The organism is Huintestinicola sp. (genome assembly GCF_051882455.1).
Lineage (GTDB): Bacteria > Bacillota > Clostridia > Oscillospirales > Ruminococcaceae > Huintestinicola.
Window position 1 is genome coordinate 1 of record NZ_JBJERV010000051.1, and the last position, 25347, is coordinate 25347.

The following is a 25347-nucleotide window of genomic DNA, read 5'->3' on the forward strand; positions in this document are numbered from 1 at the left end:
GGGATCTTGCCGATGTTCTTGAAATATTCGCTCATTGTTTTTTCCTCCATATGTAAATTTAAAAAGTGAACTTTGATCTTCACAGAAATACTTCCGTGTTGTATTAAATACATTTTACATTGTAATCGGTTTCTTGTCAAGAGGTTTTTGTAAAAAACACATAAAAATTTACAGTTTAAATGAAAAGAAAGTTCAGAAATTTACCGCTCCCAGCTTTGTATACGCCTTGCGCAGCACGTCCTTGGAGACCTTGAATATACCGCTTGCCATAACAGGCTTGTCAAGCTTCATCAGACGGAAAATAACATAATTTTCCTCATGCTCATCATCCGAGTAAAACGCCGCCTCGATGTATTCGTTTTTTAGAGCGTAATAATTCACAGGCTTCAGCTTCAGAAGATACTCCTCGCTCTTGTCCATCTCACCGCAAAGCACCTCAAAATCATCGGCAACATAGTTCACAAGCTTGCATTTCATTGAAGCGAGCCGTTTTTTAAGCGGCTGTTCCTCGGAGGACTTCTTTTTGAAGATGTCAAACAGTCCCATAGACGTTACCTCTTTTTTGCCAGAAGCGCTCTGAGCATATCCACCCTTAGCCTGTCCCTGTGCTCGGGCTTCACAAGGTAATAAAGATAGCTTTCAAGGATATTCACAGGGTGCATGAGCCTGCCCTCTATCTTGAAATTCTCAAAGCCCATCGGCACGTATTTTTCATAAATCGCCCGGGGCGAAATGTGAGTTTCAAAAGCAAGGGTATCGTAAAAATTCATATCCGTATTGGGACATGGGAACTGAGTATCGGGAATAGGCTTCATCATATCGCTTTCCAAGCCGAATACCTGCCTGTTGAGCTCAAACTGCCTTTCTCCCAGGAACTCGTAATGCTTCTTCCGCCGCCTGCAGTGGGGCGTGCAGTAGGAATTAACAAGCAGCTCTATCTTATCCTTATGGGGCAAAGCCTCAAGCTCATCAAAGCGGTTGTTCCAGTTGTAATCGAGGACCACAAGCTTGAAGTCCTTTTCAAGCTCGGAAAGAAGCCGGTCCCTGTCCTCTATCTGCTTGACGGTGGAGGAGATGAGCGGATACTGCGGGTAAGTTTTCCTTATGTATTCCTCAAGGACGGGCACATTCACGATAATTTCATTAAGCCCGTTTTCCGCCGCCTTTGTGATCATGTTGCAGAAGGGGTCTGAAAGGTGTTTTTCGGTGACAAGGGGGTTGGTGAAGGTGTATCTTATAGGAATACCCCGTGAATTGTATTCCTTGATGATAAAATCGATAAACTCCCGTCTGACAGCGCCCACCGCCGCCCTGCCCCCGTTCCACGCCGCAGGAGGAAAACAGCCGTATGACGAAGCGATCTTGACCCCGTCATAAAAAAGCTCGGGACGTTCCTTTAACGCGTCCGCAAAGGCAAGGTTCATTTTATAGTTGCCGCAAAAATCGGGAAGATGAAAATTTATGCTCATATATAGACCTCACAAATCACATTATAATACTATTTTAACAGATTTTCCTTCACCCGTCAATAGCTTTTGTGTAGATTTTAACAAAAATTATAATAAGAACAAAATTATTAAAAAGCCCATATCCACCTTGACATTTATACGATTTAGATGTAAAATTATATTGATAGCTGTAAAAGCGTTTTACAGCCCCAAGGAAAGGATTTTAAGATCATGAGAGGAATATATTCATCAGTCACAGATATGCGCCGAAAGGTTTTCACCGAAGTCGCAAGGCTTGCCTACGAGGGCGGCGATTATACGCGAATGGAAGATCTGCCCTACAAGATAGTCCCCGGGGACGTGGCAACGCACCGCGAGTCCATTTTTCTCGAAAGAGCCATTGTTGAAGAGCGTTTAAGGCTTGCAATGGGTCTGCCGCTGAGAAGCGTAAGCGAGCACGCTCCCGTCTCCAAGGGCGTTAACGAAAGCGCCATTGCCGAGAAGTATTATGACCCGCCCCTTGTAAATATCATCAGCTTTGCCTGCAACGCCTGCCCCACAAAGCATTACCACGTTACCGAGGTGTGCCAGGGCTGCTTTGAAAATCCCTGCAAGGAGGTATGCCCCAAGGGAGCCATACAGATACGCCACGGCAAATCAAAGATCGACCAGAGCAAGTGCATAAAATGCGGCAGATGCAAGGACGTGTGCCCATATCACGCCATTTTAAAGGTTGAGCGTCCCTGTGCAAAAGCCTGCGGAATGGACGCCATCGGCAGCGACGAGCACGGCAGAGCAAAGATAGATTACGATAAATGCGTTTCCTGCGGAATGTGCCTTGTAAGCTGCCCATTCGGAGCCATTGCCGACAAGGGACAGATCTTCCAGCTCATTCACGCCATAAAAACCGGCAAAAGGGTAGTTGCCATAGTAGCCCCCGCATTTTACGGACAGTTCGGACCCAAGGTGACTCCCGAAAAGCTCACCTACGCCATGAGACAGCTGGGCTTTGACAGCGTTGTGGAGGTAGCGGTGGGAGCAGACCTCTGCACCATCGAGGAAGCAAAGGACTTTGTGGAAAATGTTCCCGACAAGCTGGATTTTCTTGCAACCTCCTGCTGTCCCTCATGGTCTGTAATGGCAAAGAAGCTTTTCCCCGAGCTTGCCCAAAATATATCGATGGCGCTTACGCCGATGGTGCTTACCGCAAGACTTGAGAAGAAAAAGGATCCCGACTGCCGCATAGCCTTTATCGGGCCCTGCGCCGCAAAGAAGCTCGAAGCCAGCCGCAGGACCATACGCAGTCACGTGGATTTCGTCCTCACCTTTGAGGAGCTTATGGGAATGTTCGCCGCAAAGGACGTTGACCTTGAAAATATCCCCGACAGCGAAAATGTACCTCTTAATGAGGGAACAGGCGCAGGACGAGGCTTTGCGGTAAGCGGAGGCGTTGCGGGAGCAGTAGCCGAGGAGATAAAGCGGATCGCCCCCGACAGGGAGGTCAAGGTTGCTTCGGCGCAGGGACTTCACGAGTGCAAAAAAATGCTCCAGCTTGCAAAGGCAGGAAAATACAAGGGTTATCTTCTTGAAGGAATGGGCTGTCCCGGCGGCTGTGTGGCAGGCGCAGGAACCCTTTGCGCTGTAAACAAGGCGACCATAGCCATCGACAAATACAAAAAGCAGGCTGACAAACAGACTGCTTCCGAGACCGAATATGTAGCCGACCTTGACGTGCTTGAAAAGGACGATCTTGAATAAAAACAAAAATCAGGAGGACGATCATATGAGCAAACGAGCAAGACAATACATAGGAATAATTTCTGCAGTAGTGATATACTATCTTATTCACGAGGGTGCACATCTGCTGACAGCCCTTGTAATGGGAGTATTCAAGCAGATAAACTTTATGGGCATAGGCGTCCAGATAGATGTCTTTAACGACCGAATGTCCGATTTTCAAATGGGCATTTTCTGCCTTGCGGGAGCGTTAGCAAGTCTTCTTGCAGCATATATCCTCCTTGCCCTCAGAAAAAGGATATGCAGCGCAAAAAGCCCCGTTTTCCGCTGTGTGATGTACTATACATCAATAACAATGCTGCTCCTCGACCCGATTTATCTAAGCATTCTCTGCGGCTTTTTCGGCGGCGGAGATATGAACGGCATATCCCTGCTCATTCCCGAAGCAGCAGCAAGAATAATATTCGGCGTGATGCTTGTGGTAAACGCATTTGTTTTCATCAAGGCAATACTTCCCGAATATAAGGCTTCCTTTGCGGAAAGCGGTGAAAAGAATGAAAACTCATAAAAAGAAATTAACGGCAGTTTCGATAATTCTCATTATCCTCGCCCTCATTATCGCCGCAATAGCAGGCTTTATAATTATTTTAAACTCCCCCGTAAACCCCGACAGCTTTGAAGCGTCGGAGCTTGATGACGGTACTCTATACATAATTGATTACAAAGGTCTGCCAAGACGGAATTTTGTTTTTCCTTCGGAAATAAACGGGAAAAAGGTGACAAAAATAATCCGCTTCTCACGGAATATCGAAGCGTTTGATAACCTTATTGAGACCGCAGAAATTCCCGAAGGAGTTACCGAAATATCCGGCACATTCGGAAAATTAAAAAAGCTCAGAAGCGTTAAGCTTCCCCAAAGCCTTGAACATATCGGAGGCGGCTCATTTTATAAATGCGAAAGCCTTGAAAAAATAGATATTCCCGATAATGTAAGCGAAATTGACTATGGTGCTTTCCAAAGCTGTGTTTCCCTCAGCGAGGTAATGCTCCCCGAAAATTGCAAAATATGCAGCAAAGCATTTGCAGACTGTACCGCACTTGAAAATGTTGACCTGCCCGAAAATGCCGTTTACGAAGATATGGCTTTCAGTGACACGCCCTTTGAAGCGAAGGAGCCTTATTTTATCCTGAACAAAACCTTGCAGAAGTGCAATACCCGGGGCAAAGTCGTTATTCCCGATAATGTTACAAGAATAGGTCAGGATGCCTTCAAAGGCAGTAACGTGACTGAGATAATAGTTCCCGACAGCGTTGCCGAAATAGCAGGTTATGCTTTTGCAGGCTGCGAAAGCCTTGTAAGAATAACTCTCCCCGACAGTACCGAAAAGCTCCCCGAGGGTTGCTTTTACAGCTGCACATCTCTCAAAGAGTTTGATTTTCCCGAAAGCCTTACCGAAATAGGCGAACGAGCTTTCTCTCAAAGCGGTCTTGTCTCTGTCAAGATCCCCCACAGCGTAAAGGTCATCGGCGCAAACGCATTCCTAATGTGCAATAATATCACAAGCCTTGAATATCCCGCAGGCACCAAAGTTGACAACGGTGCATTTGCATACTGCGCCTCTCTTAAAGAGCTTTCTTTTGAAGAAGGAGTTTCGGAGCTTCCGGATTTTTGCTTTAGAAACTGCACCGCCCTTACCCAAATAAAGCTGCCCGACAGCATAAAACTGATAGGCATAGGCTGTTTTGCTTGCTGTACGGAGCTAAAAACAGCCGAGCTCTGCATAAGCATTGACGGCTACGGCGACAATATGGAATATCACGCCGAAGAGTACACATACGGGTGGTTCAGCGGCTGTGAAAAGCTTGAATATGTCCTTCTTTCCAATAAAACCGAAATGGCTGATTACAGAAGCCTTATGGCAGGAACAACACTTAAAGGCATATACGTTCCCGGAAGCGTAACAGGCAGTATGTCAGGCACCCGCAATACAAATTCCGAATATTACAAAAAAAATCCCGTTAGCATATATTCCGAAAAAGACGTGAGCAGCGACTTTACATATATGAACGGCACAACTGCCTATTGCCCCGTTTCTTCCCGTGAAGAAGCGGAAAGGCTTATGGGACTTAATCAATAACCTTAGATTTATTCCGGCTTAAATTCCCTCATGACCGCACAAGCCTGCCTTACGCCGTCCACCGCCGCAGACATGATTCCCCCCGCATAGCCCGCACCCTCACCGCAGGGATATAACCCCTTAACCGATAAGCTGCACATATCCTCTCCCCGTGGGATCCTTACGGGAGAGGATGTTCTTGTTTCGGGAGCCGTAAGCAAAGCGCCCTTGTCACCAAAGCACGCCATTCTCTTTGAAAACACACCAAGTCCGACCCTCATCATATCCGTAACAAAGGGCGGCAGAACATCGTTAAAGTTGCAGGGAACAACTCCCCTTGCATAAGTCCCCGTAACGGTAGGAGAAACGATACCGCCCTTTCCCTCAAGAAATGCGCCCACAGTTGAAGCGGGAGCGGCATAATTTTTTCCTGCCAAAGTAAAAGCCGCCCTCTCAATTTTGCGGACAAAATCCACACCGCCTAAAACTCCGCCCCCGAAATCCTCGGGCGAAACGCTGACCACCAGAGCCGCATTTGCATTTTCCCCGTCTCTTGCAAACTCGCTCATGCCGTTAGTGACCACAGAATTTTCCTCGCTCTGAGCAGGCACCACCGTTCCTCCGGGACACATACAGAAGGTGTAAACTCCCCTGCCGTTTTTAGTGTAGCTCAGCTGATATTCCCCCACAGGCAGCGCAGGATCGCCCGCATGAACGCCGTACAGACTTCTGTTAACGCTCTCCTGGGTATGCTCGATCCTCGCCCCAACCGCAAAGGGCTTAGGCTCCATAGCTATCCCCTTTGAATACATCATCTCAAAGGTGTCCCTTGCACTGTGACCCACCGCAAGGATAAGCGCAGAAACGGGAATTTCCTCCCCGTTCACCACAACGCCGCAGACGTTCCCGTTTCGTACACAAATATCCTCCACCCGTGAATTGAACCGAACCTCTCCCCCAAGCTCGGTTATCCTTCTTCGGATATTCTTGACCACACCTCTGAGCCTGTCCGTGCCGATATGAGGCTTTGCCTTAGTAAGTATCTCCTCGGGAGCGCCCATTTCTGTAAGTCTCGCAGACACAAACCTGCAAAGAGGGTCCTTGATGCGAGTGGTAAGCTTTCCGTCGGAAAATGTACCTGCACCGCCCTCTCCGAACTGCACATTTGTCTCGGGAGAAAAGCTGCCGCCGTTCCAGAACCCCGTCACCGCCCGGGCTCTCCTGTCAACATCAGCTCCCCGCTCAAAAACCACTGGGCAGTACCCCGCCTCCGCCAGCACAAGAGCCGCGAACATTCCTCCGGGACCAAATCCCGCAACAGCGATCCTCCCCTCAGGTCTCTTCTCGCCCGAAATAACAGGCGTAAAGGGTGTAATGTCGACCAAAGCGCAATTATCCCGCCTGCCGCATATTTTCCGCTCCTCATCACAGCTCTCAAGCTCCGCCCATACCGAGGAGACTGTCCGGATATCGTTTTGTTTACGCGCGTCAAGGGATATCTTGTGTATCCCCGTCCTCACCGCATTTTTATGTGATATGCCCGCCTTTTTCAGAGCGGCGGCAATTATCTCCCCGTCACCCGTTCCCACAGGCAGGGAAATTCCTGAAATAATAATAGCCATATTACTCCTTAAAATTCACAATAATTTTACAATCTCAGTGTAACCTTTTGTCCTTTTCAACTGTTTTATAAATAAAGGGAAAATTCTATCCGTGAATGGAATGATGAATATGAAAAAGCTGATAATGATATTTCTGACCGTCCTCGCCCTGACCGCCTGTGCCAAAACGGAAAACGAGCCGCCCGAGGAGACCGATATCATCACCGATACCAAGCCCACAATAATGACCGAGACCGAGCAGACTGCCAAGCCTCCGAAAGCCGAAACAACGGAAACCGAACCGCCCCCTATCTCTTTCAGCCCCGTGACCGAAGAAACAGTTACATCGGAAACAGCCGTCCGTACAGAACCGCCCGTATCCGAGACCGAACCCGAGCCGTCTGTGACCCAAAGCACCGAAGCCCCCTCACCCGCAAAGCTGTCATTTCGCATAAAAATGACAGACAGCACAAGGGGCGAGCTGTGTGAGGACGCATTTTTCGGCAAAAAAGGCGACCTTGTAGATATCACCGTTCCCAAAGGAATGTACACCACCGACAGCGGCGAGATAATCCTGACTCTTTCGGAAAACGCCGCCATAATGGAAACATATCCCTGTCAGATATCCGAGCAGGACATCGAAAACATCGAGCCTGTCTCCGCAGACCGCTTCACAATTACCGTTGCGGAAATTGCCGATACATACATTATAGGCACGCTTAATGAGTATACATTCTTTGCGGACAGGGGCGAAAAGCTCGTGGTAAACGTCCCTGCGGGAAACAAATTCAGGATCAGCAATATAATCGAAGTTGAGCTTGACAGCACCGCCGAAATAACCGACCTTATTCCCGAAACGCCCGACAGCAGCCCCGAAGAGGGCAGCAAACAGATAAGCGGCAGCTATTCTCTTAGGATAATCGCCGAGCCTGTGCCTGCGCTGACCTCCGTAAGCGAAATAATGACCGAAACCGAGACCTCCCTGTCATCGTGGGAAATTGCAGAGACCACCGTCACCGAAAGATACGCCGACTATACCTTCACCGCCCGAATGACAAGCTCTGCCGAGGGCGTCCTCACGCAGGACACCTTTTTCGGAAAATCGGGAGACAGATTTCAGATAGACACATCATCGGGCTATATCCCGATCTATTCGGAAAATACCGACATATCCATAACCCTCTGGAACGACGCCTACATCGGCATAACAAGCAATATCATAATCCCTGCCGACGCCGTATATTCCATCGATATATACTACTGAACCCCGGGACAGACCATATCCTCCCCGGCGGTCCTGATGTAGTGGAAAAGATACTGCTGAGCAATTCCCTCAACGCCCTTCACACATTGGGGCAGCCCATTGGGATAAAACCTCTCGTTTACCCTCTTTATCCACACATCAACAGGATAAGCGTCAGTCTTGTAAAAGCCGAAAAGCAGCACGCACATCGCCACCTTGGGACCAATGCCCTTGACCGTCATAAGCGCCTTCTTAGCCTCTTCCGTGGGCATTGCCGCAATTCTCTCAAGGCTCACTTCACCGCTTGTAACACGCCTTACGCAGTCCTCGATGTACTTTGCCCGAAAGCCCGCTCTCAGAGGTGCAAGCTCCTCTGCAGTGACCCCCTTCATCTTCTCAATATCGGGAAATCCGCCGTACATTCCGCACAGCCTGCCGATTATCCCCTTGATACGGGGAATGTTGTTGTTCTGGGACAGGATAAAGGAAATGAGGCACTCCTCCCCATCCTGCTTTAAAAGCCTGACGCCCTTTGCAAATTTACAGGCGGCGGATAATGTCTCGTCCTCGGAAAAGCGCCGCTTCAGCTCGCCGTAATCCGTTCCCAGATCAAAATAATCAAACCATATATCCAGAAAATCCTTCTCGGAAACTCCGTGAAGAATGAATTTTCCGCTGTCACGCTCCGTCTCGGAGATGGTCAGCGGTATATTTTTGAAAAAGCCCTTGTATGTGCGGAAATGATCGGAGGGAACCGCCTCCCACCTGAAAGCCTGACCGCAGTCAAGAGTATCGTCCAAGGACATATTCTCCTCAAAGAGAATAATGCCCTCTTTTTTTACTTCATAATCCATAGCCACATTCCTTTAATATAATAGCACAAATATTCTGATTTGTCAATCCGCAAATCAAACAAATATTTCGTCTTTATTTCAGCACATTTGTATCATCCGATAATATACGGCTCATCAAATACTGCCGCATATTTAGGCGGAACAACTTTATTTTTATGAAGCTTTCCGAAGAACCACAGCTTGAAGCCCACCTCATTTTTCAGCTTGTCAAAATAAATATTCAGCCTGCTCATGGGCAAGCTCCGCGAACTGCCCATATCAAGGAACTCAGCAATAGAGCCGGGGGGCTCGTGAGTAAATATGTAATCCACCTTGTCTCCAACATCGGATAGCCGTTTCCTGCCCTCCTCAAGCCGTTCTTCATCGGGAAGCTCCTGCTCCCACCAGGTGTCGTTCTCGATGCGCGCATCAATGTCCGAAGCCTGACCGCCGCCGAAAACGAAAGCCTTTATCCCGTCAATGTCAAATATCTCCCCCGAAGAAAGCATGAACAGATTGCCGCAGATATGCCGCCCCCTGCCGCCAAGAAGCTCCTCCTCGGGATATTTTTCCAGCAGGTCGTAATTGTCGTGACTGCCTGCAAGAAACAGTGTAGTGAACCGTTTCCCGCCTATTTTTTTAAGCATAGCCTTTTCCCTGTCCGAGCCGTCCCATACAAAGCCGAAATCGCCGCAGATAATGAGGAAATCCCCCTTTTTAAGCTGTTTGACCGACCTGTGTGAAAAGCGGCTGTAATCGCCGTGAGTATCACCCATAACGCAAATCATATCAAAAACCTCGCATTACAATCTGCCCTTGAAATCCCCGTAGCCGAACTCCCGCTCAAGGATAACTCTGCCCTCGGTATCGATACGGTAAATGGAAGGCAGCCCGATACCGTTGAAGGTGTTGTTCTTGCACATAGTGTAAATCGCCATATCGCAGAACACAAGCCTGTCGCCAACACAAAGGGGCTTGTCAAAGGAATATTCCCCGATGGAATCCCCCGCAAGACAGGTCGCCGCGCCGATAAAATAGGTGTGCGCCTTTTCTCCCCTCTCCCCCGCGCCGATAATTCTCGGACGATAGGGCATTTCCAGAACATCGGGCATATGGCAGGCGGCAGAAGCGTCTATTATAGCATGGGAATGTCCACCGCTCTCATACACCTCAAGAACAGTCGCCACAAGCCACCCCGCATTAAGGGCGCAGGCCTCACCCGGTTCGATATACACCTGAACGCCGTACTTGTCCTGCACATAGCTGATAACTCTCACAAGCCTGTCAACATCGTAATCATCTCTTGTAACGTGATGACCGCCCCCGAAATTGACCCACTTCATTTTCGGAAGGTACTTTCCGAATTTTGCTTCAAAATGGGGAATGGTCCTCTCCAGAACATCGCTGTTCTGCTCGCACATGGTGTGAAAATGCAGACCGCTCAGACTGTCAAGCAGCTCCTCCTCAAAGTCCTCCGCCTTGACTCCCAGACGTGAAATTCCCGCACATGGGTCATAAATGGCAGTCTCTATCTCCGAATATTCGGGATTTACCCTCATACCGCATTCTATTTTCCTGCCCCTCTCAGCCGCCTTGTCCAAAGCAGGCTTAAATCTTCTCAGCTGAGCAAAGCTGTTGAATACGATATGACCGCAGATCTCGGTTATCTCCTCAAACTCCTCGGGACGGTACGCAGGAGAGAAAATGTGAACTTCCCTGCCCTTCATCTCCTCATATCCCAGCCTTGCCTCATAAAGACCGCTTGCGGTAGTGCCGTCAAGATACCTTGCCAGAAGAGGATAAGTGCTGTACATAGAAAACGCCTTCTGCGCCAGGAGCACCTTACAGCCTGTCCGCTCGGAAACGCTCCTGAGTATCTTCATATTCTTCTCAAGCAGTCTTTCGTCCACCACATAGCAGGGCGTTCTGACTGAACTTAAATCAAAACCGGGCATAGTAAACCGTCCTTTCCGTATTCAAAAATACTGTCGGCAATGGGGCACCCAAAGGCACCCGCAAACTGTCCGACAGTATCATAAGTTATTTTTTATTATCGTCTGTACCGTCAACGAACTCGATATTATCGAGCTGAGACTTGAGATTAGCCACAACACCTCTGCGGAACTCAAAGCGAAGCTCCGTCTGCTCACGCTTCTCCTCATCGGTAAGTCCCTGCTCGCGGGATTTTCTGGCAAGCTCGTTGATACGGTCAATTTTTTCCTTAGTCATTGTTTTCTTCCTCGGACTCGGTCTTTTCCTCTGCGGAGGTATCCTCGGGAGCCTTTTCAGCAGCCATAGCCGCAGCTCTTTCGGCTCTCATCTTCTCGACCTCTTCCGGAGTACCCGACATAGCGGTGGTCTTCATATCCTCGGGCAGCTCGGAAACAAAGCCTTCGATCTTGTCAAAAGTGACCTTGCCCGTAAAGTCCATGCCGCTGGGGCGGATATTTCTGGAGCCGAGAGTATAGATATCGCTGGAAACAGTGGTCATGCCCACTGCGCGCATAACGTTCTTGTTCTGCTTGCCTGCCTCAACGAAGTCCTTGAGAGAGGAGCTGAAGGGAATGGAAAGCTTGTCCTCGGGGAGGGAGCCTGCCATTTTAAGTATCTCTGCGCCCCTGTCATTAAGAGCAAGTATGCGTCCGAAGGTGGGAGGCACCTTGAGGTCATCTGTCCTGATGCCGAAGAGAGCATTGAAAAGGATCCTCTTGATACGGGACATAGGATAACGCTTTACCTTTATCTTGTCGAGAAGGTCCTCAAGAGAGGTAGCCACTCTTGCAGCCTGGAATATCCTGTTCTCAAGACCCTGACCCACATCGGGAGTCATAGCAAGCTCCTGAGGAGACATTGTTCTCAGGCGGTAAAGAAGAACTCTCTCGAAATTCTCGAACCAGCAAAGAAGCTCCTTGTCCTCATATTCCGCAACAGCGTCGGCAGTCTCCTTGGGAACGAAAGCGGAGAAGTCCTCGCCGTCATCGATAAGCTGACGGATATAGCTGCCGCTGGCAATAGTGGAGCTGTGGCTGTCGGAATCGTGCTCAGCGCCCTCACGCTTGACAGTAAAGGGCTTTATCTTGTCAAGAAGTCCCAGGATCTTCAGAGACTTGATGTACTCAACAGCAAGGATATTGTTGGGAGAATTAAGGATATCGCCCACCAGAGGGCCGTACTTGTAGGACACAAGCTGCTGGACCGCGTCGGGGAAGGGAATGCCCTGCTCCATAAGGGGCTTGATGTTCTCGGGAGTTGTTACCTCCTGAACAGCGTCGGCGCACTGAATGAGCTGCTCCACGCTTCCGCACTCACTGCCGAAGGAAATACCCTCAACGCATCTGAGTGAACCCAGCATAAGAACGCCGCAGCGGGCAAAAAGCTCGGCATTTGCCAGGCTGTACTGAACGGGCATTTCGATAACAAGGTCAACGCCGTTCTTGACAGCGATCTCGGCTCTCTTGAACTTGTCCATAAGAGCAGGCTCGCCTCTCTGAACATAGTTGCCGCTCATAACAGCAACGATGTGAGTAGCACCCGTCTGCTTCTTTGTTTCCTCTATCTGATAGATATGACCGTTGTGAAAGGGATTGTATTCGCAGATAATTCCGTAAGTTTTCATTATTCGACCGTCCTTTGAAAGTAATTGGTAATAACCGGTAAACGCACATCATAACAACATTTACCCATAATAATCTTAATTATATCACACATTTAAAATATTTGCAAGGGCTTTTGAGAAAAAAACTCAATGTCCGTTTATTGAGGCGATCATTGATACCATAAACTCCAGAAGCATTGCCGTCAGCATAGCATAAGCAGCTATGTTTACAGCGCACATAAACAGAAGGATAAGTATAAGCGAAACGGCAATATGCGCCAAAATGCCTATAACGGCACATATGCAGGCGATCAGCACCGCCACTCCGCCAAGCTGAATAAACCTTGCACGAACGGGCGAAATGCCGCGGCTGCGAAAATATCGGTATGAAAAGAAGTAAACGGCGGCAAAGGGCAGACACATCAGAAAATTTCTTACAGGCGTTTCAAAAGGTCCGTCAAATCCTCCCGTCATAAATCCGAGCGAAAATGTCCCCGAATTAAGTAAGCCAATAAAAATATTAAGGAACAGAAAAGCGATCTGAAAGCCCCAAAGCTCCCCTTTTGACAGATCACCTTTTGAAAACAGCGCACCAACCGATAAATTTGTAACATCAGTATGTATTTTTTCAGCGTTATAACAGCATAAGAAATCAATTTTTTCGCTGCTCATAACCTCTACGCACTTATTGGACTTATCAATTATGAGACATAGTACTTCCCGGTCATCTGCAAAAAATGTCACTCTTGTACTGCCTTCCTCTGTTTGTTTGATTTTTGTAAGCTCAGGATATTTTTCATTCAGCAAAGAATTTACCTCTCTGAATTTACTCACGTCTGCCGAATGTGCAGCTAAATATCTGAATTTATACATAACCCATTCCTCCCTTTGACATTCTCTTTGCTTTGTGATATCATTATATATGTTATAGTCACAGAGTACAATGTGTCATCTGTAACTTAATGCAGTGACAAATGTCACAACAAGTCTCACCCTGCTCTGCGTTCACAAAAAGTTTACAATAAAATTTCAAAACCCCTTGCAATATAAAGAATAATGTGATATAATTTATATCCGTAAATGATTATGTAGCACTACTGTCCGAAGTAATGTGATGGGCTGCTATGTCGGTCATGTTATTTTGAGGGGTTCTCGTTTAAACCGGGACTCGAGCAAATTTTCGTCAATGACTTTATTCAGCTGCAAGGCAACAAATCGCAGTAATACTTGATGTATTACAAGGTTTGTTAACGCAGCAGATGAATAAAGTCATAGAAAATTTGCCGATAAGGAGGTTTAAACGAGGTTCCCATAGATGAAAGTGAGGTGCTCTGACAATGAGAGAGGGAATCCACCCCAATTACGTTGAAACAACCATCACCTGTGCTTGCGGCAACGTGATCAAGACCCGTTCCACCAAGGAGAATATCCGCGTTGAAATCTGCTCCAAGTGCCACCCCTTCTACACAGGCAAGCAGAAGCTCGTTGATACAGGCGGACGTGTTGACCGTTTCAAGAAGCGTTTCGGTATGGACAAGTAATGTCAGAATTTTTAAATTGCCTGCGTAACTCACGCAGGCAATTTTTTTAGAAAGGAGTTTTCCCATGAACGCTCCCGATTATCAGACGGTAAAGGGCAGCGCCGAAGCTTCCTTTACCGAGAAAAAGTCCGAATTTATCGGCTATATCCGCCACGTGGAAACAGACGAGGAAGCGGTGGCTTTTATAAACGAGATACGCGGGGTGCACCGCAAGGCGACCCACAACGTCTATGCATACATTCTCCGCAACGGCAGCATTACCAGATACAGCGACGACGGCGAACCCCAGGGAACCGCAGGCGTGCCTGTTTTTGAAGTCCTTCGCAAGGAGGGGCTGACCGATGTGTGCTGCGTTGTGACCCGTTATTTCGGGGGCATACTTCTGGGCGGCGGCGGTCTTGTGAGAGCCTATTCCCACAGCGCCAAGATAGCCGTGGACGCCGCAGAGCGTATGATAATGCGCTCCTGCTATCCCTTTGAGATAACCGCCGATTACAACCTCTACGGCAAGCTGACAAATATCCTCCCCGAGTTTGAGGTCAAGATAACCGATACACAGTTTGCGGATAACGTGACCATCTCGCTCCTCTGCCGCACAGCCCTCGCCGATGCCCTGACCGAAAAGCTCATTGATACGGCAAACGGCAGGATAACTGTGCAGAAGGGCGAAGAATCCTTTGAGAATTTCGCATGAATTTGTGCATATCTACAAACATCATTTTCAAAAAAAGTTTTTTCGCCTTTTTTTGAGTATATATATACAGATAGTGATTTCGGGGAAAGGGTTGATATGTATGACTATTCGCGAAGAGCTTGAAATTATCGAGCTGGGCACGCTCTGCAAGGACGCCTGCACTTCCAAGCACACAGGCAGACGAGTGCGCACCGAGCCGAAATGCCCTATCCGCACAGAATTTCAGCGTGACAGAGACCGCATACTCCACTGCAACGCCTTCCGAAGGCTCAAGCATAAAACTCAGGTGTTCCTCTCTCCCGTGGGCGACCATTACAGAACCAGACTCACCCACTCGCTTGAGGTGTCCCAGATAGCAAGGACCATCTCACGGGCTCTCCGGCTCAACGAGGACCTCACCGAAGCTATCGCACTGGGTCACGACCTGGGTCACACCCCCTTCGGACACGCAGGAGAAGCTATTTTAAACGAGATATGCTCCTTCGGCTTCAAGCATTATCTGCAAAGCGTCCGTGTGGTAGACTATATCGAGAAAAACGGTATGGGTCTTAACCTTACATATGAGGTAAAAAACGGCATTGCCTGCCACACCAACAGAACAGCCGTTACCAAGGAGGGCTGCGTTGTCCGCCTTGCCGACAAGATAGCATACATAAATCACGATATAGATGACGCCCTCAGAGCAGGCGTCATCACCGAGGATATGCTCCCCGAAAATGCGGTAAGCGTTCTCGGTCACTCCAAGAGCGAAAGGATAACCACCCTTATAATGTCGGTGGTCAGAAGCGGAGTGGAAGAAATAAAGCTTGAGGATCACATCAAAGCCGCCGAGGACGAGCTTTACGACTTTATGTTCGAGCACGTTTATCACAACAACGCCGCAAAGGACGAGGAAGTCAAGGCGAAAATGCTTGTGGAAAAGCTCTTCCGCTATTATTTCAAAAACCCCGACAAAATGCCCGAGGAATATGTAAACATTATGAACCGTTTCTCCAAGGAGCGGGCGGTGTGCGACTATATTTCGGGTATGAGCGACGGCTATGCCATAAATCTTTATAACGACCTTTTCGTGCCAAAATGCTGGCACATTCAGTAAATACCTTTGGCATTTTCCCGAAAGGAGGCTGAACAATGCCCCTGCCCGAGGATTTTATAATGCAGCTCAAACAGAATAATCCCATTGAATCGGTGATGGGCTCATACGTGAGCCTGAAACGAAGCAGCAGGGATTATGTCTGCCTCTGCCCCTTTCATTCGGAAAAGACTCCCTCCTGCCATATAAGCGTGGGGAAGCAGTTTTTCCATTGCTTCGGCTGCGGAGCGGGAGGCGACGTCATCACCTTTGTGATGAAAGCGGAAAATCTTGAATATATCGAGGCAGTTCGTTTCCTTGCTCAGAGAGCGGGAATGAGTATGCCCGAGGAAGCAAAGAACAACGATCTCAGCAGGCTCAAAGCCCGTATACTGGAGATAAACCGTATGGCTGCCCGTTATTTTCATCAGACCCTGATGAAGGACAGCAGGGGCGAAAAGGGCAGGCTGTATTTTAATTCCCGTCAGCTCACCGTCAAGACCATTACCAAATACGGTCTGGGCTATGCTCCCGATGAATGGCGGTATCTCACCGACTATCTCAAATCCCAGGGCTGCACCGAGGAGGAGATCGTTGCCGCAAACCTTGCAAGGCAAAGTCAGAAGGGCGGCGTTTATGACAGCTTCCGCGACAGGGTCATGTTCCCCATAATCGACCTGCGGGGAAATGTGATCGCATTCGGCGGCAGGATAATCGATGGGGAGGGACCCAAGTATCTCAACTCATCGGACACTCCCGTTTTCAAGAAAAGCCGCAATCTTTTCTCACTGAATTTTGCCAAGCGTTCGGACGAGCGCAGGCTCATTCTGGCAGAGGGCTATATGGACGTTATCGCCGTCAATCAGGCAGGCTTTGAAAACGTGGTAGCCACTCTGGGAACGGCTCTCACCCCCGAGCAGGCAAGGATAATGTCCCAGTACGCCGACGAGGTGATAATCGCCTATGACTCGGACGGAGCGGGTCAGAACGCCACTCAGAGAGCCATAAACCTGCTGAGCGAGGCAGGAGTCAAAACAAAGATAATCAAGATGGAGGGCGCCAAGGACCCCGATGAATTTATCAAGAAATTCGGCGCGCTCCGCTTCAAGCAGCTCCTTGACAACTCGGACGGAGCCATAAACTTCCGCTTGTCGAAGTGCGGGAATGACCTTGACCTTGACAGCGATACGGGACGGGTGGAATATCTGAAGCGCTGCGTTGACGTGCTTTCGCAGATAGCCTCCCCTGTGGAGCGAAGCGTGTATATCTCAAAGATAGCAAAGGAGCAGAACATTTCACGAGATGCTCTGGAGCTTCAGGTCAACTCGGTCATCCGCAAGAGGATAAACGCAGACAAAAAGCAGACCTGGAACGAGATACGCACCTTTTCCGAGAAGCGAAAGACCGACCCTGCGGCGGTGAATTTCCCGAAGGAATATAAAGCCGAGCAGGGAATTATCGCTTACCTCTGCGTTCACCCCGAAGAGCTTTCCTTTGTGGAGCAAAGTCTGTCCTCCGACTGTTTTCTGACAGAATTCCACAAAAAGGTCTATGAAAAGCTGATATCGGGTATGAAAGAGTCGGCGGATTTTAACATATTATCGCTTCAAAGTGAATTTCCTGCCGATGAAATGGGCAAAATAACCGGGATATTATCGGAAGCCCAGACCCTTGAACTGAACAGAAATGCCGCCGAAGATTACATAAATATCCTTAAAGAACGGCGTGAACGGGAGCAGACGGCGGCTCCTCCCTCGGCGCTTTCCGATGACGATTTTCTTTCTCTTGCGAAAAAGATACGCAGCAGAAAATGATCATAAAAATAACCGAAAGGACTGTAAAATATATGAACAATACCGATAAGGCTATGGAGACCCTGATGGAACAGGGCCGTGCACACGGCAGACTGACCACCACCGAGATCAACGATGTGATGGAAAAGCTTGATCTGGACGTTGACCAGATAGATTCATTCTACGATAACTGCCAGAGCCTGAACATTGATATCATCGAGGATTTTGACGCCGAAAAGGAGCTTGCCATAGACGACATCTCCTTACAGGACGACCTCGAGCTTGCACTTTCCACCGAGGGCATCGCCATTGACGACCCCGTAAAGATCTATTTAAAGGAAATAGGCCGCGTTCCCCTGCTCACCCCCGAGGAGGAGATACAGCTTGCGGAGCGTATGGCTGTGGGCGATGTGAAGGCAAAGCAGAGACTTGCCGAGGCTAACCTTCGTCTCGTTGTTTCCATTGCAAAAAGATATGTGGGCAGAGGTATGCAGTTTCTCGACCTTATCCAGGAGGGAAATCTGGGTCTTATAAAGGCTGTTGAGAAATTCGACCACACCAAGGGCTTTAAGTTCTCCACATACGCTACCTGGTGGATCAGACAGGCTATCACAAGAGCTATTGCGGACCAGGCGAGAACTATCCGTATCCCCGTTCATATGGTGGAGACCATCACAAAGGTGAAGAAGGCTTCAAGCCAGCTTCTTCACAAGAACGGTCACGACCCCTCACCCGAGGAGATATCCGAAGAGCTGGGACTGCCTGTTGAAAGAGTTCGGGAGATAATGCGCATCGCACAGGACCCCGTTTCTCTTGAGACACCCATCGGTGAGGAGGAGGACAGCCATCTGGGCGACTTTATCCCCGATGACGACGCTCCCGCCCCTGCGGACGCCGCTTCCCTCATTCTTCTCAAGGAGAAGCTTGGAGAAGTGCTTTCCACTCTTACAGAGCGAGAGGAAAAGGTACTTAGGCTCCGTTTCGGTCTTGAGGACGGCCGTTCCCGCACTCTTGAGGAGGTCGGCAAGGAATTTGACGTAACAAGAGAGCGTATCAGACAGATAGAAGCAAAGGCTCTCAGAAAGCTCCGTCACCCCAGCAGAAGCAAAAAGGTCAAGGATTTCCTTGACTGATATCCCCGAAAGGAATGATAAAATCAGATGTGTCTGACTCTCGAATCGGATTACGCTGTGAGGATAATCGGCTGTCTTGCCGCTGAAAACAAGCGTATCGACGCAAAAAACATATCCGAGCGCACAGGCGTCAGTCTGCGCTTTTCACTTAAAATTCTGCGAAAGCTTGTGTCCGCAGGTCTGGTAAGGTCATACAAGGGTATGCAGGGCGGCTACGAGCTGGCAAAGGCTCCCTCGGAGATAACTATGCTGAATGTTATTGAATCGGTTGAGGGAGATTATTACCTTAATCGCTGTCACGAGGAGGATTTCGTCTGCACAAGAGGCGCAAAGGGCTGCTGCTGCTATCAGAACGTGTTCAACGAGATAAGCGAGATGGTCAACAAAAAGCTTGCTTCCTGCACTTTCCAGGATCTTCTGAATGACGATAAAAACATATCAGGCAAATAATACTTATGATATATATTTCTCCCTGTCCCTGATGGGGGAGAATTTTTGTATAGGCAATATTCACAAATTATATATTAAAAGTTTGTGCAGTATTTTGTGATATTTTTTGAAAAAAACTGCGCTTCCCGGTTGTTTATATATCAGAAGCGCTTTAAAGACAGGGGGAACCTACGTTATGTATTCCGGCTCAAAAGGTACCTTTGACGACGGATACATCAGATATGTGCTTGACGCCTACTCAGAGCCGTTAATAAGACTATGCTTCTCCTACGTCCGTAATATGCATGACGCAGAGGATATAGCGCAGGAGACCTTCTGCGAGATAATCAAGCGAAAGCCCGTTTTCACCGATGAAAATCATGAAAAGGCGTGGCTTATAAAAACTGCGGTCAACAAGTGCAAAAATCACCTTAAATCGGGCTGGGTAAGCAAAACAAGCTCAATAGATGATAATTTGTCGTCCCCTGCTCTGGGGCAGGAGGACAGCGGACTTGACGATACCTCCAGAGCTGTATTCGACGCTGTTATGGAGCTCCCCGACAAATACAGGACTGTTATCCATATGTATTACTACACGGGGCTGAGTATCGCCGAAATAGCCGCCGCAAACCATATCAGCACCGCTTCCGCAGGCACAAGGCTTGCACGTGGGCGGGCGCTTTTAAAGAAAAAACTGGGAGATGATTTCTGATGCCCGATTTTTCGGATAAATACAAAAAAGCTCTTGAATATCAGGAAATTTCTCCCGATTTCAAGGAACGGACAGCAAGGTTAATGGCAGAGCTTCGTGACAGCAAGGAGCTTATTCCCGAAACAGACGAGGACATACTGCCCTCGGAAAATTCCGTAAACGTTTCGGGAAATGAGTTTAAGACATCGCGCAGGATAAATTTCATCAAGGTAGTTTCCACCGCGGCGGCAGCGGCAGCCTGCCTTATGGTAGGTGTTGCGCTTAACAATGCAGGTATCTTTGACGAGGATTCCGACCCTTCCGTAATTGCAACAGACAGTATCGTTACGGAGGCTACCGACATTCTGGAATCCGAAATCACAGCAGAGGAAAGCGTTTCAGAAGCCTTGTCTTCAATAGAAGACACGCTTTCAGAAGAAGACACACTTTCAAATGAAGGCACACTTTCAACCGAAGGCGCGCTTTCAACAGAAACGGCAGCATTATCCGAATATGCGGAGACAACTGCTCCCGAATCAAATTCCGATACCGCTCCTCAGAGCGTGTCTGAAGCAGTTACCGAAGGCTCAACAAGCGAGGGTGCAGAAGCTCCTGCAGCGGCTGCATTTTCGGCTGAAACCACTGCTCATACAAAGGACGCTGCCGCAGAAACAGCTGAGGAAGAGATAATCGAGGAAGCGCCTGTGGAAGCCGCTCCGTTTGAAAATGACAGCGGCGAACAGGATAACGATCTGCCGCTGGAAACCGTGCTTATCCTTGAGCCTTTCTCTGAGGAAGGCGAAACGGATGAGGAGGCTGACTTCGAAGAAAATGACGAAGCGATCGAAGAAGCTCCGTCAACAGATGTCACATCTGCCGCAGATATGTCAAGGGCGGCGTCATTCTCGCCCAAAAGCGCAGTTTCCGAGTTTCCTGCTCAGAACTCCACGGCGGTCATAACTCCAACCTTTGAGGACATTAACTCGGAGGACGGCACTGTGGTGACATACGAACCCAAGGAGATCAGAAGCGTTTCAAAGCTTCTGACTCTCAACAAGGAGATATCCGCCTATGCCCGGGAGGGTGAAGCGTCTCTTTCCGCAGAAGCCCCCTCGGACAGCCGCTACATCATCGACTACGCTGACAAACAGGGAAATGCCATGCGTATTTATATGGGCAGCAGATACATCTGCTTTGCCTACGGCGGCAATTACTACACCTTTGAACTGACAGAAGAGGAGTACAACGAGCTTGACGGCGTGCTGTTCGGGCTTATATCATAATAATGTTCTTCTCCCCTGCTGTGGGAAATATCAGCAATTTATGTTCTGTTATAAAAAATGCGCTCCGTTAAGGGGCGACCCCTTTGTCATTTCGCTTGTTAATCAGCGAAATGCTCAAAGTTTGTCGCTCGGTACCGATAGAACTTCTTTATTGGTACTTCCCTGATTTCGGGGCGCATTTCTTTTTTATTTTCAGATGGTCATAAGGAAATATATTTTCTTCTCACACATTGGCAATATTAGTAATTATCCCCGCAGGAGTAATATCTATCCAGCCAAAAGATGGATCTCTGAAATCTCTCGGGCAGGAGCAGCTGCCGGGATTGAGCATATATATCCCATCCTCAAGACTCTCATAGCGGCAATGGGTATGCCCGAAAAGCACCGCCTTGCAGCCGTTGTCCCTTGCAATGGAGCGGAGAGTCTCAGTCCCGTATTTTACGCCGTGAAGATGACCGTGAGTGCAGAGTATTTTCACATCTCCCGCAAAAATTATCTCCATATTGGGGGACATTGACCTGTAATCGCAGTTCCCTGCAACGTGCCTTATGTCAAGGTTAGGATATTTAATTCTCATCATATCAAGCTCCCGTTCGCCGTCTCCGAGATGAACGAAAATATTCCCCGTATCTGCCGTTTTTTCAAAAATTTTCTCCAGAGCATAGCTGTCTCCGTGGGAGTCGGACATTGCAACAATTCTCACATTTATTCTCCTTACGCATATTATGATATCAGGCGGTCGTTCTGTTTTTCTTTATGATAACATAAATATATAAAGAAAATTCGGAAACATTCTGAACAACAATTTTAGAAAGGCAGGATAACTTATGGATATCAAAGGAACCAACCCTCAGAACGTGGACGCTCTGCTTAAAACCGTAAGCGGCAAGCTGGGCATTCCCCCCGAAAAGCTCAGACAGGAGCTTATGCAGGGCAAATTCGACAACGCAATGAAGAATATGAAGCCCGAGGAGGCTCGGAAATTCAATCAGGTGCTGTCAAATCCCCAGCTCCTTGAAAAAATGATGAGCGCACCCCAGGCACAGGCTCTTTACAAAAAGCTGACCGGCGGCAGGTAATACGATTTTCGGGAGGTGCCGATCATGGACAATATGAACGATATGCTTGGCTCCGTTCTCGGCGATCCCGAAAGCCTTCAGCAGATAAAAGAGCTTGCCGATCTGCTCAAAAGCGAGACGGAGAGCGGCTCGGAAACTGAGCAGCCTGCTCGTGACCCTTCTGAGGACAGCTCGGGAGGATTTGACCCTGCAATGCTTATGGGTCTGATGGGTGCGGTCTCGGCGGCAGGGAGTGACGACAAAAACCGAGCACTTATTCTGGCGCTGAAGCCATATCTCAGCTCGGAGCGGCAGGCAAAGGCAGACAAGGCGGTCAAACTTCTGAAAATGTACGCCGTTTTTTCCGAGCTGAAAAAAAGCGGTATGCTGGGAAATCTGGATAAGCTCCTGTAACTTTTATCGGAAAGGGTGTGGACAAATTGGCTGAAAATATCCCATACGGGTATAATTCCAGAAACATCGGACAGATGCAGCGCCCGGGACAGCAGCAGCGTCCGCCCTCGGGAAATATGCGGTACAGCGCAATGGGAATGGCTCCGCCCCGTCCTCAGCCGCCGCCCGCAGGCAGAGCCTATCCCCCCAATGCCACGGTGCAGAATGCATCTCAGAATACAGATCCCGCTCAGAAAGCTCCGAACACTCTGCCCGATGAAAGCAAGCCGTCAAGGAGTGATCCCCTTTCATTTCTCGGGATAAGCGGTCTTGATAATGAAAAGCTCATTCTTATGGCTCTTATCGTGATACTCGCAAGAAGCGGTGCGGACTGGGTGATACTTGCGGCGCTTATTTACATTATGATGTGATACTTACAGATGAAAGTCTCTTTCCGTTTTTCGGGGAGGGGCTTTTTTCGGGTATCTGTTGATCTTATCGGCGCAGAAGGAGAGGTATTCTCAGTTCTCCCGGGACTGCGGGCTGGGTACTCACTACGACAGGACTCAGGTTTATGGGTATGATAGGAGCAAGTCTGCTAAGACGGTTTGGGCGGAGAGGAAGGCTGTAAAAAATGGCTTGACAAATGGCGGCGGAAGTGGTACAATAAAGGCAAGCTACAAAATGGCTGCTGATGAAAGCTTCACTCTAAACGAAAAAGAATACATAATACGTTCTGAGCAAGCCGATAAAAAAGCCGTTGAAAAATCTCTTGCGTTTGCTAAGGAAAAACTTATGGCGGGAAAAGTTGATTTTTCAAAGTTGAAAAATACAGACGTTATTCAGCCTATGCTTGACAAGCTTGAAGAGTTGAACCAAAAGCACAAGAAACACTTCTTTCAAATATTTGTTGATGATAAAATGGACGAAAAAGACTTTGCTTTTGTTTCTCCTGACGGTTCGCTCCATTTAAACTCAAAATATATGAATAGTGCCGAGGCGACAGCAGATTTCCTTGACAGAATGAAAAAGAAGCGATTATTGCCAGTCGGTCACGAAAATACCGAGTTCATTATTACGCACGAATTTATGCATTTTGTTTCACGAGATGAAATTGATAATGCGCATTCAAAGGTACATAAACTTATTCCCAAAGGTGAAGATAGATTAAAGTTATGCCCTTCACAAAACTCTAAAACAAGTGATGCTGAATATGCAGCCGATGCTATGGCGATGGTTGAAATGAACGATATTAAGCATAAGAAATGGGAAAAGCTATATAATTATTTCTTTGGTCTTGGAGATGAAAACGATGATTAAATATTCAAAATGTATGAGCTGCCAAAAATATAAAGTGCTTGATAATGCTCCTTGGAGTGCTTGCGAAGTATATCCTAACGGCATTCCGCTTGAAATGTGCAAGATAACTATTGAAAGCAAAGAACCATTAAAATGTGAAAAATATGAATTTAATCCCAATTGGGAAGATTGAATAATAACCGCCCACTCTGAGGCGGTTTTCTTATGCGTACACCCGAAAGGTGTGCGCTGTTTTTATGCACGAAACGTGCTTACAGCTTAAAACAGCTGAGCCCGACGAGATAGTTAAGCAGAGGCTTGACAGGCAGAATAGTCCATTTCCATTTATTCGCAGCGATAATTTTTTTCTGCCTGTTGACTTGTCCGTCGGTTTATGATATGATGATTAAAAGGAAGGTGAAGGCTATGAGCGATACTAATGTTAAAGCCATAAAAAATGATATTATAAAACAGCTTCTGCTTGCCTTCGGGTGCATCGCCTTGTCGGGAGTGACAGTCCTGCTCATAAGCGTTTTCTCGGATAACGGCATTGAGGCGTTTATGCTGAGCCTGTTTGCCGTTCCCGTCACAACATTTTTATCCTCTGCATTTTCAGCCGCAATTTTGAAGGAACGGGACATATGGCTTCCCGTAATGCTTGCCGCAGTTATTCTCGGTATGGTTTACCTTCTCGGAACATTCTCGATCGCATATTTTTCCTTTGCCATGCTTGAACTGTCCGGATTGGCAGGGGGATATTTTCTTGGAGTATATATCGGAAAAAGGCGGACACAAAATTAAAGGAGTTTTTCAAATGAGCATAACCGTAAATCTTTACTACACAGGCACAGACGGAAACGCCCGTAAATTTGCGGAGGAAATGGAAGCAAGCGGCATTGCCGACGCTGTCAGAGCCGAGGAGGGCAACGAAAAATATGAGTATTTCTTCCCCATGAACGACCCCGAAACTGTGCTCCTCATAGACCGCTGGAAAGATCAGACTGCCATTGACGTTCATCACAAGTCGGAGATGATGAAAAGTATCGCTAAGCTCAGAGACAAGTACAAGCTCCGTCTCAGAGTTGAGCGATATATTGATGAGCCGAGGGATATCAGCAGATAAATTCCGATCGGGTCAAGTATATAACACTCGACCTCAGAAAAAAGTACACAAAAAAACGCCCCTTACAGAGCCGATCTGCAAGGGGCTTTAAACGGCTTCGTTAAGCCTTGGTGCGGATAATGTGACTTGAACACACACGGTATTGCTACCACTAGAACCTGAATCTAGCGCGTCTGCCGATTCCGCCATATCCGCATTACTTAATTATTATACACCTTTTTTATACCTTTGTCAAGCAGAAAGCATAATTTTACATTTTGTTAA

At 48.0% G+C, this 25347-nt stretch carries 28 protein-coding genes and 1 tRNA gene; 18 read left to right on the top strand and 11 right to left on the bottom strand.

Annotated elements, in window-relative coordinates:
- Positions 1-192: 192 nt before the first annotated feature.
- Positions 193-546 (bottom strand): hypothetical protein, encoded by a 354-nt coding sequence (locus ACI4J0_RS06650; protein WP_439765033.1) that lies wholly within the window; start codon positions 544-546, stop codon positions 193-195.
- Between the two features lie 5 nt (positions 547-551).
- Entirely contained in the window at positions 552-1469 is a 918-nt protein-coding gene (locus ACI4J0_RS06655; protein WP_439765034.1) for a hypothetical protein, read from the bottom strand.
- 210 nt (positions 1470-1679) lie between these two features.
- Here ACI4J0_RS06655 and ACI4J0_RS06660 point away from each other — a divergent pair, with 210 nt between their 5' ends.
- Genes ACI4J0_RS06660 through ACI4J0_RS06670 form a run of 3 tightly spaced genes read left to right on the top strand, consistent with a single transcriptional unit; the run spans position 1680 to position 5323 of the window.
- Complete coding sequence (locus ACI4J0_RS06660; protein ID WP_439765035.1) at positions 1680-3206, top strand: 4Fe-4S dicluster domain-containing protein; 1527 nt, start codon at positions 1680-1682, stop codon at positions 3204-3206.
- Positions 3207-3231: 25 nt separating this feature from the next.
- A complete protein-coding gene (locus tag ACI4J0_RS06665; protein WP_439765036.1) occupies positions 3232-3753 on the top strand; it encodes a hypothetical protein in 522 nt (173 codons plus the stop codon).
- Positions 3740-5323: a leucine-rich repeat domain-containing protein gene (locus ACI4J0_RS06670; protein WP_439765037.1), complete on the top strand. Its 1584-nt coding sequence runs from the start codon at positions 3740-3742 to the stop codon at positions 5321-5323. Before ACI4J0_RS06665 ends, ACI4J0_RS06670 begins: the two co-directional genes overlap by 14 nt.
- 8 nt (positions 5324-5331) lie before the next feature.
- Here ACI4J0_RS06670 and ACI4J0_RS06675 read toward each other — a convergent pair whose 3' ends face one another.
- On the bottom strand, positions 5332-6924 hold the full coding sequence (locus ACI4J0_RS06675) for an NAD(P)/FAD-dependent oxidoreductase (protein WP_439765038.1): 1593 nt from the start codon (positions 6922-6924) through the stop codon (positions 5332-5334).
- Positions 6925-7033: 109 nt separating this feature from the next.
- Here ACI4J0_RS06675 and ACI4J0_RS06680 point away from each other — a divergent pair, with 109 nt between their 5' ends.
- Positions 7034-8167 carry a hypothetical protein gene (locus tag ACI4J0_RS06680; RefSeq protein WP_439765039.1) on the top strand — a complete coding sequence of 378 codons (1134 nt, stop codon included), beginning with the start codon at positions 7034-7036 and terminating at the stop codon, positions 8165-8167.
- On the opposite strand, the gene ACI4J0_RS06685 is transcribed toward ACI4J0_RS06680, so the two are convergent.
- From ACI4J0_RS06685 to ACI4J0_RS06710, 6 genes are all read right to left on the bottom strand, one after another.
- Positions 8161-9000 (bottom strand): DNA glycosylase, encoded by an 840-nt coding sequence (locus ACI4J0_RS06685; protein ID WP_439765040.1) that lies wholly within the window; start codon positions 8998-9000, stop codon positions 8161-8163. The two genes, ACI4J0_RS06680 and ACI4J0_RS06685, sit on opposite strands and share 7 nt — an antisense overlap.
- 92 nt (positions 9001-9092) lie before the next feature.
- On the bottom strand, positions 9093-9767 hold the full coding sequence (locus ACI4J0_RS06690) for a metallophosphoesterase (protein WP_439765041.1): 675 nt from the start codon (positions 9765-9767) through the stop codon (positions 9093-9095).
- Between the two features lie 15 nt (positions 9768-9782).
- Positions 9783-10934, bottom strand: a complete 1152-nt coding sequence (gene nspC, locus ACI4J0_RS06695; RefSeq protein ID WP_439765042.1) for a carboxynorspermidine decarboxylase — start codon at positions 10932-10934, stop codon at positions 9783-9785.
- 85 nt (positions 10935-11019) lie between these two features.
- Complete coding sequence (locus tag ACI4J0_RS06700) at positions 11020-11208, bottom strand: DUF896 domain-containing protein (protein WP_439765043.1); 189 nt, start codon at positions 11206-11208, stop codon at positions 11020-11022.
- Entirely contained in the window at positions 11201-12595 is a 1395-nt protein-coding gene (locus ACI4J0_RS06705; RefSeq protein WP_439765044.1) for a nucleotidyltransferase family protein, read from the bottom strand. Before ACI4J0_RS06705 ends, ACI4J0_RS06700 begins: the two co-directional genes overlap by 8 nt.
- A gap of 126 nt (positions 12596-12721) precedes the next feature.
- Positions 12722-13447, bottom strand: coding sequence for a hypothetical protein (locus tag ACI4J0_RS06710; protein WP_439765045.1), 726 nt, complete (start codon positions 13445-13447; stop codon positions 12722-12724).
- Positions 13448-13911: 464 nt separating this feature from the next.
- On the opposite strand from ACI4J0_RS06710, the gene rpmE reads away from it, so the two are divergent.
- From rpmE to ACI4J0_RS06750, 8 genes are all read left to right on the top strand, one after another.
- Complete coding sequence (gene rpmE, locus ACI4J0_RS06715) at positions 13912-14115, top strand: 50S ribosomal protein L31 (RefSeq protein ID WP_178726512.1); 204 nt, start codon at positions 13912-13914, stop codon at positions 14113-14115.
- Between the two features lie 64 nt (positions 14116-14179).
- Positions 14180-14809: a YigZ family protein gene (locus ACI4J0_RS06720; protein ID WP_439765046.1), complete on the top strand. Its 630-nt coding sequence runs from the start codon at positions 14180-14182 to the stop codon at positions 14807-14809.
- Between the two features lie 100 nt (positions 14810-14909).
- A complete protein-coding gene (locus ACI4J0_RS06725) occupies positions 14910-15905 on the top strand; it encodes a deoxyguanosinetriphosphate triphosphohydrolase (RefSeq protein WP_439765047.1) in 996 nt (331 codons plus the stop codon).
- A 35-nt stretch (positions 15906-15940) separates the two neighbouring features.
- A complete protein-coding gene (gene dnaG, locus ACI4J0_RS06730; RefSeq protein WP_439765048.1) occupies positions 15941-17695 on the top strand; it encodes a DNA primase in 1755 nt (584 codons plus the stop codon).
- Between the two features lie 32 nt (positions 17696-17727).
- Positions 17728-18807: an RNA polymerase sigma factor RpoD gene (rpoD, locus tag ACI4J0_RS06735; protein ID WP_439765049.1), complete on the top strand. Its 1080-nt coding sequence runs from the start codon at positions 17728-17730 to the stop codon at positions 18805-18807.
- Positions 18808-18834: 27 nt separating this feature from the next.
- Entirely contained in the window at positions 18835-19257 is a 423-nt protein-coding gene (locus tag ACI4J0_RS06740) for an RrF2 family transcriptional regulator (RefSeq protein ID WP_439765050.1), read from the top strand.
- Between the two features lie 175 nt (positions 19258-19432).
- Entirely contained in the window at positions 19433-19948 is a 516-nt protein-coding gene (locus ACI4J0_RS06745) for an RNA polymerase sigma factor (protein WP_439765051.1), read from the top strand.
- Positions 19948-21210, top strand: coding sequence for a hypothetical protein (locus tag ACI4J0_RS06750; protein WP_439765052.1), 1263 nt, complete (start codon positions 19948-19950; stop codon positions 21208-21210). The genes ACI4J0_RS06745 and ACI4J0_RS06750 overlap by 1 nt, the downstream gene beginning before the upstream one ends.
- A 223-nt stretch (positions 21211-21433) precedes the next feature.
- Here the strand turns inward: ACI4J0_RS06750 and ACI4J0_RS06755 are convergent, their stop codons facing one another.
- Positions 21434-21913, bottom strand: coding sequence for a YfcE family phosphodiesterase (locus ACI4J0_RS06755; RefSeq protein ID WP_439765053.1), 480 nt, complete (start codon positions 21911-21913; stop codon positions 21434-21436).
- 124 nt (positions 21914-22037) lie between these two features.
- Between ACI4J0_RS06755 and ACI4J0_RS06760 the strand changes: the two genes are divergently transcribed.
- From ACI4J0_RS06760 to ACI4J0_RS06785, 6 genes are all read left to right on the top strand, one after another.
- The gene (locus ACI4J0_RS06760; protein WP_432649334.1) at positions 22038-22289 is read left to right on the top strand and encodes a hypothetical protein; all 252 of its coding nucleotides are present in this window, start codon (positions 22038-22040) and stop codon (positions 22287-22289) included.
- A gap of 24 nt (positions 22290-22313) precedes the next feature.
- Entirely contained in the window at positions 22314-22682 is a 369-nt protein-coding gene (locus ACI4J0_RS06765) for a hypothetical protein (RefSeq protein ID WP_439765054.1), read from the top strand.
- 26 nt (positions 22683-22708) lie between these two features.
- Positions 22709-23092 carry a hypothetical protein gene (locus ACI4J0_RS06770; RefSeq protein ID WP_439765055.1) on the top strand — a complete coding sequence of 128 codons (384 nt, stop codon included), beginning with the start codon at positions 22709-22711 and terminating at the stop codon, positions 23090-23092.
- A gap of 253 nt (positions 23093-23345) precedes the next feature.
- Entirely contained in the window at positions 23346-23981 is a 636-nt protein-coding gene (locus ACI4J0_RS06775) for a hypothetical protein (RefSeq protein ID WP_439765056.1), read from the top strand.
- A 405-nt stretch (positions 23982-24386) separates the two neighbouring features.
- Positions 24387-24761 (top strand): hypothetical protein, encoded by a 375-nt coding sequence (locus ACI4J0_RS06780; RefSeq protein WP_439765057.1) that lies wholly within the window; start codon positions 24387-24389, stop codon positions 24759-24761.
- A gap of 13 nt (positions 24762-24774) precedes the next feature.
- Entirely contained in the window at positions 24775-25083 is a 309-nt protein-coding gene (locus ACI4J0_RS06785) for a putative quinol monooxygenase (protein WP_439765058.1), read from the top strand.
- Between the two features lie 108 nt (positions 25084-25191).
- Here the strand turns inward: ACI4J0_RS06785 and ACI4J0_RS06790 are convergent.
- Positions 25192-25278: transfer RNA gene (locus ACI4J0_RS06790), tRNA-Leu, on the bottom strand.
- Positions 25279-25347 lie beyond the last annotated feature (69 nt).

Bases quoted from the DNA above. Each gene is read 5' to 3' on its own strand.
- ACI4J0_RS06650 (WP_439765033.1), bottom strand. From the start codon at position 546: ATGGGACTGTTTGACATCTTCAAAAAGAAGTCCTCCGAGGAACAGCCG.
- ACI4J0_RS06655 (WP_439765034.1), bottom strand. From the start codon at position 1,469: ATGAGCATAAATTTTCATCTTCCCGATTTTTGCGGCAACTATAAAATG.
- ACI4J0_RS06660 (WP_439765035.1), top strand. From the start codon at position 1,680: ATGAGAGGAATATATTCATCAGTCACAGATATGCGCCGAAAGGTTTTC.
- ACI4J0_RS06665 (WP_439765036.1), top strand. From the start codon at position 3,232: ATGAGCAAACGAGCAAGACAATACATAGGAATAATTTCTGCAGTAGTG.
- ACI4J0_RS06670 (WP_439765037.1), top strand. From the start codon at position 3,740: ATGAAAACTCATAAAAAGAAATTAACGGCAGTTTCGATAATTCTCATT.
- ACI4J0_RS06675 (WP_439765038.1), bottom strand. From the start codon at position 6,924: ATGGCTATTATTATTTCAGGAATTTCCCTGCCTGTGGGAACGGGTGAC.
- ACI4J0_RS06680 (WP_439765039.1), top strand. From the start codon at position 7,034: ATGAAAAAGCTGATAATGATATTTCTGACCGTCCTCGCCCTGACCGCC.
- ACI4J0_RS06685 (WP_439765040.1), bottom strand. From the start codon at position 9,000: ATGGATTATGAAGTAAAAAAAGAGGGCATTATTCTCTTTGAGGAGAAT.
- ACI4J0_RS06690 (WP_439765041.1), bottom strand. From the start codon at position 9,767: ATGATTTGCGTTATGGGTGATACTCACGGCGATTACAGCCGCTTTTCA.
- nspC (WP_439765042.1), bottom strand. From the start codon at position 10,934: ATGCCCGGTTTTGATTTAAGTTCAGTCAGAACGCCCTGCTATGTGGTG.
- ACI4J0_RS06700 (WP_439765043.1), bottom strand. From the start codon at position 11,208: ATGACTAAGGAAAAAATTGACCGTATCAACGAGCTTGCCAGAAAATCC.
- ACI4J0_RS06705 (WP_439765044.1), bottom strand. From the start codon at position 12,595: ATGAAAACTTACGGAATTATCTGCGAATACAATCCCTTTCACAACGGT.
- ACI4J0_RS06710 (WP_439765045.1), bottom strand. From the start codon at position 13,447: ATGTATAAATTCAGATATTTAGCTGCACATTCGGCAGACGTGAGTAAA.
- rpmE (WP_178726512.1), top strand. From the start codon at position 13,912: ATGAGAGAGGGAATCCACCCCAATTACGTTGAAACAACCATCACCTGT.
- ACI4J0_RS06720 (WP_439765046.1), top strand. From the start codon at position 14,180: ATGAACGCTCCCGATTATCAGACGGTAAAGGGCAGCGCCGAAGCTTCC.
- ACI4J0_RS06725 (WP_439765047.1), top strand. From the start codon at position 14,910: ATGACTATTCGCGAAGAGCTTGAAATTATCGAGCTGGGCACGCTCTGC.
- dnaG (WP_439765048.1), top strand. From the start codon at position 15,941: ATGCCCCTGCCCGAGGATTTTATAATGCAGCTCAAACAGAATAATCCC.
- rpoD (WP_439765049.1), top strand. From the start codon at position 17,728: ATGAACAATACCGATAAGGCTATGGAGACCCTGATGGAACAGGGCCGT.
- ACI4J0_RS06740 (WP_439765050.1), top strand. From the start codon at position 18,835: ATGTGTCTGACTCTCGAATCGGATTACGCTGTGAGGATAATCGGCTGT.
- ACI4J0_RS06745 (WP_439765051.1), top strand. From the start codon at position 19,433: ATGTATTCCGGCTCAAAAGGTACCTTTGACGACGGATACATCAGATAT.
- ACI4J0_RS06750 (WP_439765052.1), top strand. From the start codon at position 19,948: ATGCCCGATTTTTCGGATAAATACAAAAAAGCTCTTGAATATCAGGAA.
- ACI4J0_RS06760 (WP_432649334.1), top strand. From the start codon at position 22,038: ATGGATATCAAAGGAACCAACCCTCAGAACGTGGACGCTCTGCTTAAA.
- ACI4J0_RS06765 (WP_439765054.1), top strand. From the start codon at position 22,314: ATGGACAATATGAACGATATGCTTGGCTCCGTTCTCGGCGATCCCGAA.
- ACI4J0_RS06775 (WP_439765056.1), top strand. From the start codon at position 23,346: ATGGCTGCTGATGAAAGCTTCACTCTAAACGAAAAAGAATACATAATA.
- ACI4J0_RS06780 (WP_439765057.1), top strand. From the start codon at position 24,387: ATGAGCGATACTAATGTTAAAGCCATAAAAAATGATATTATAAAACAG.
- ACI4J0_RS06785 (WP_439765058.1), top strand. From the start codon at position 24,775: ATGAGCATAACCGTAAATCTTTACTACACAGGCACAGACGGAAACGCC.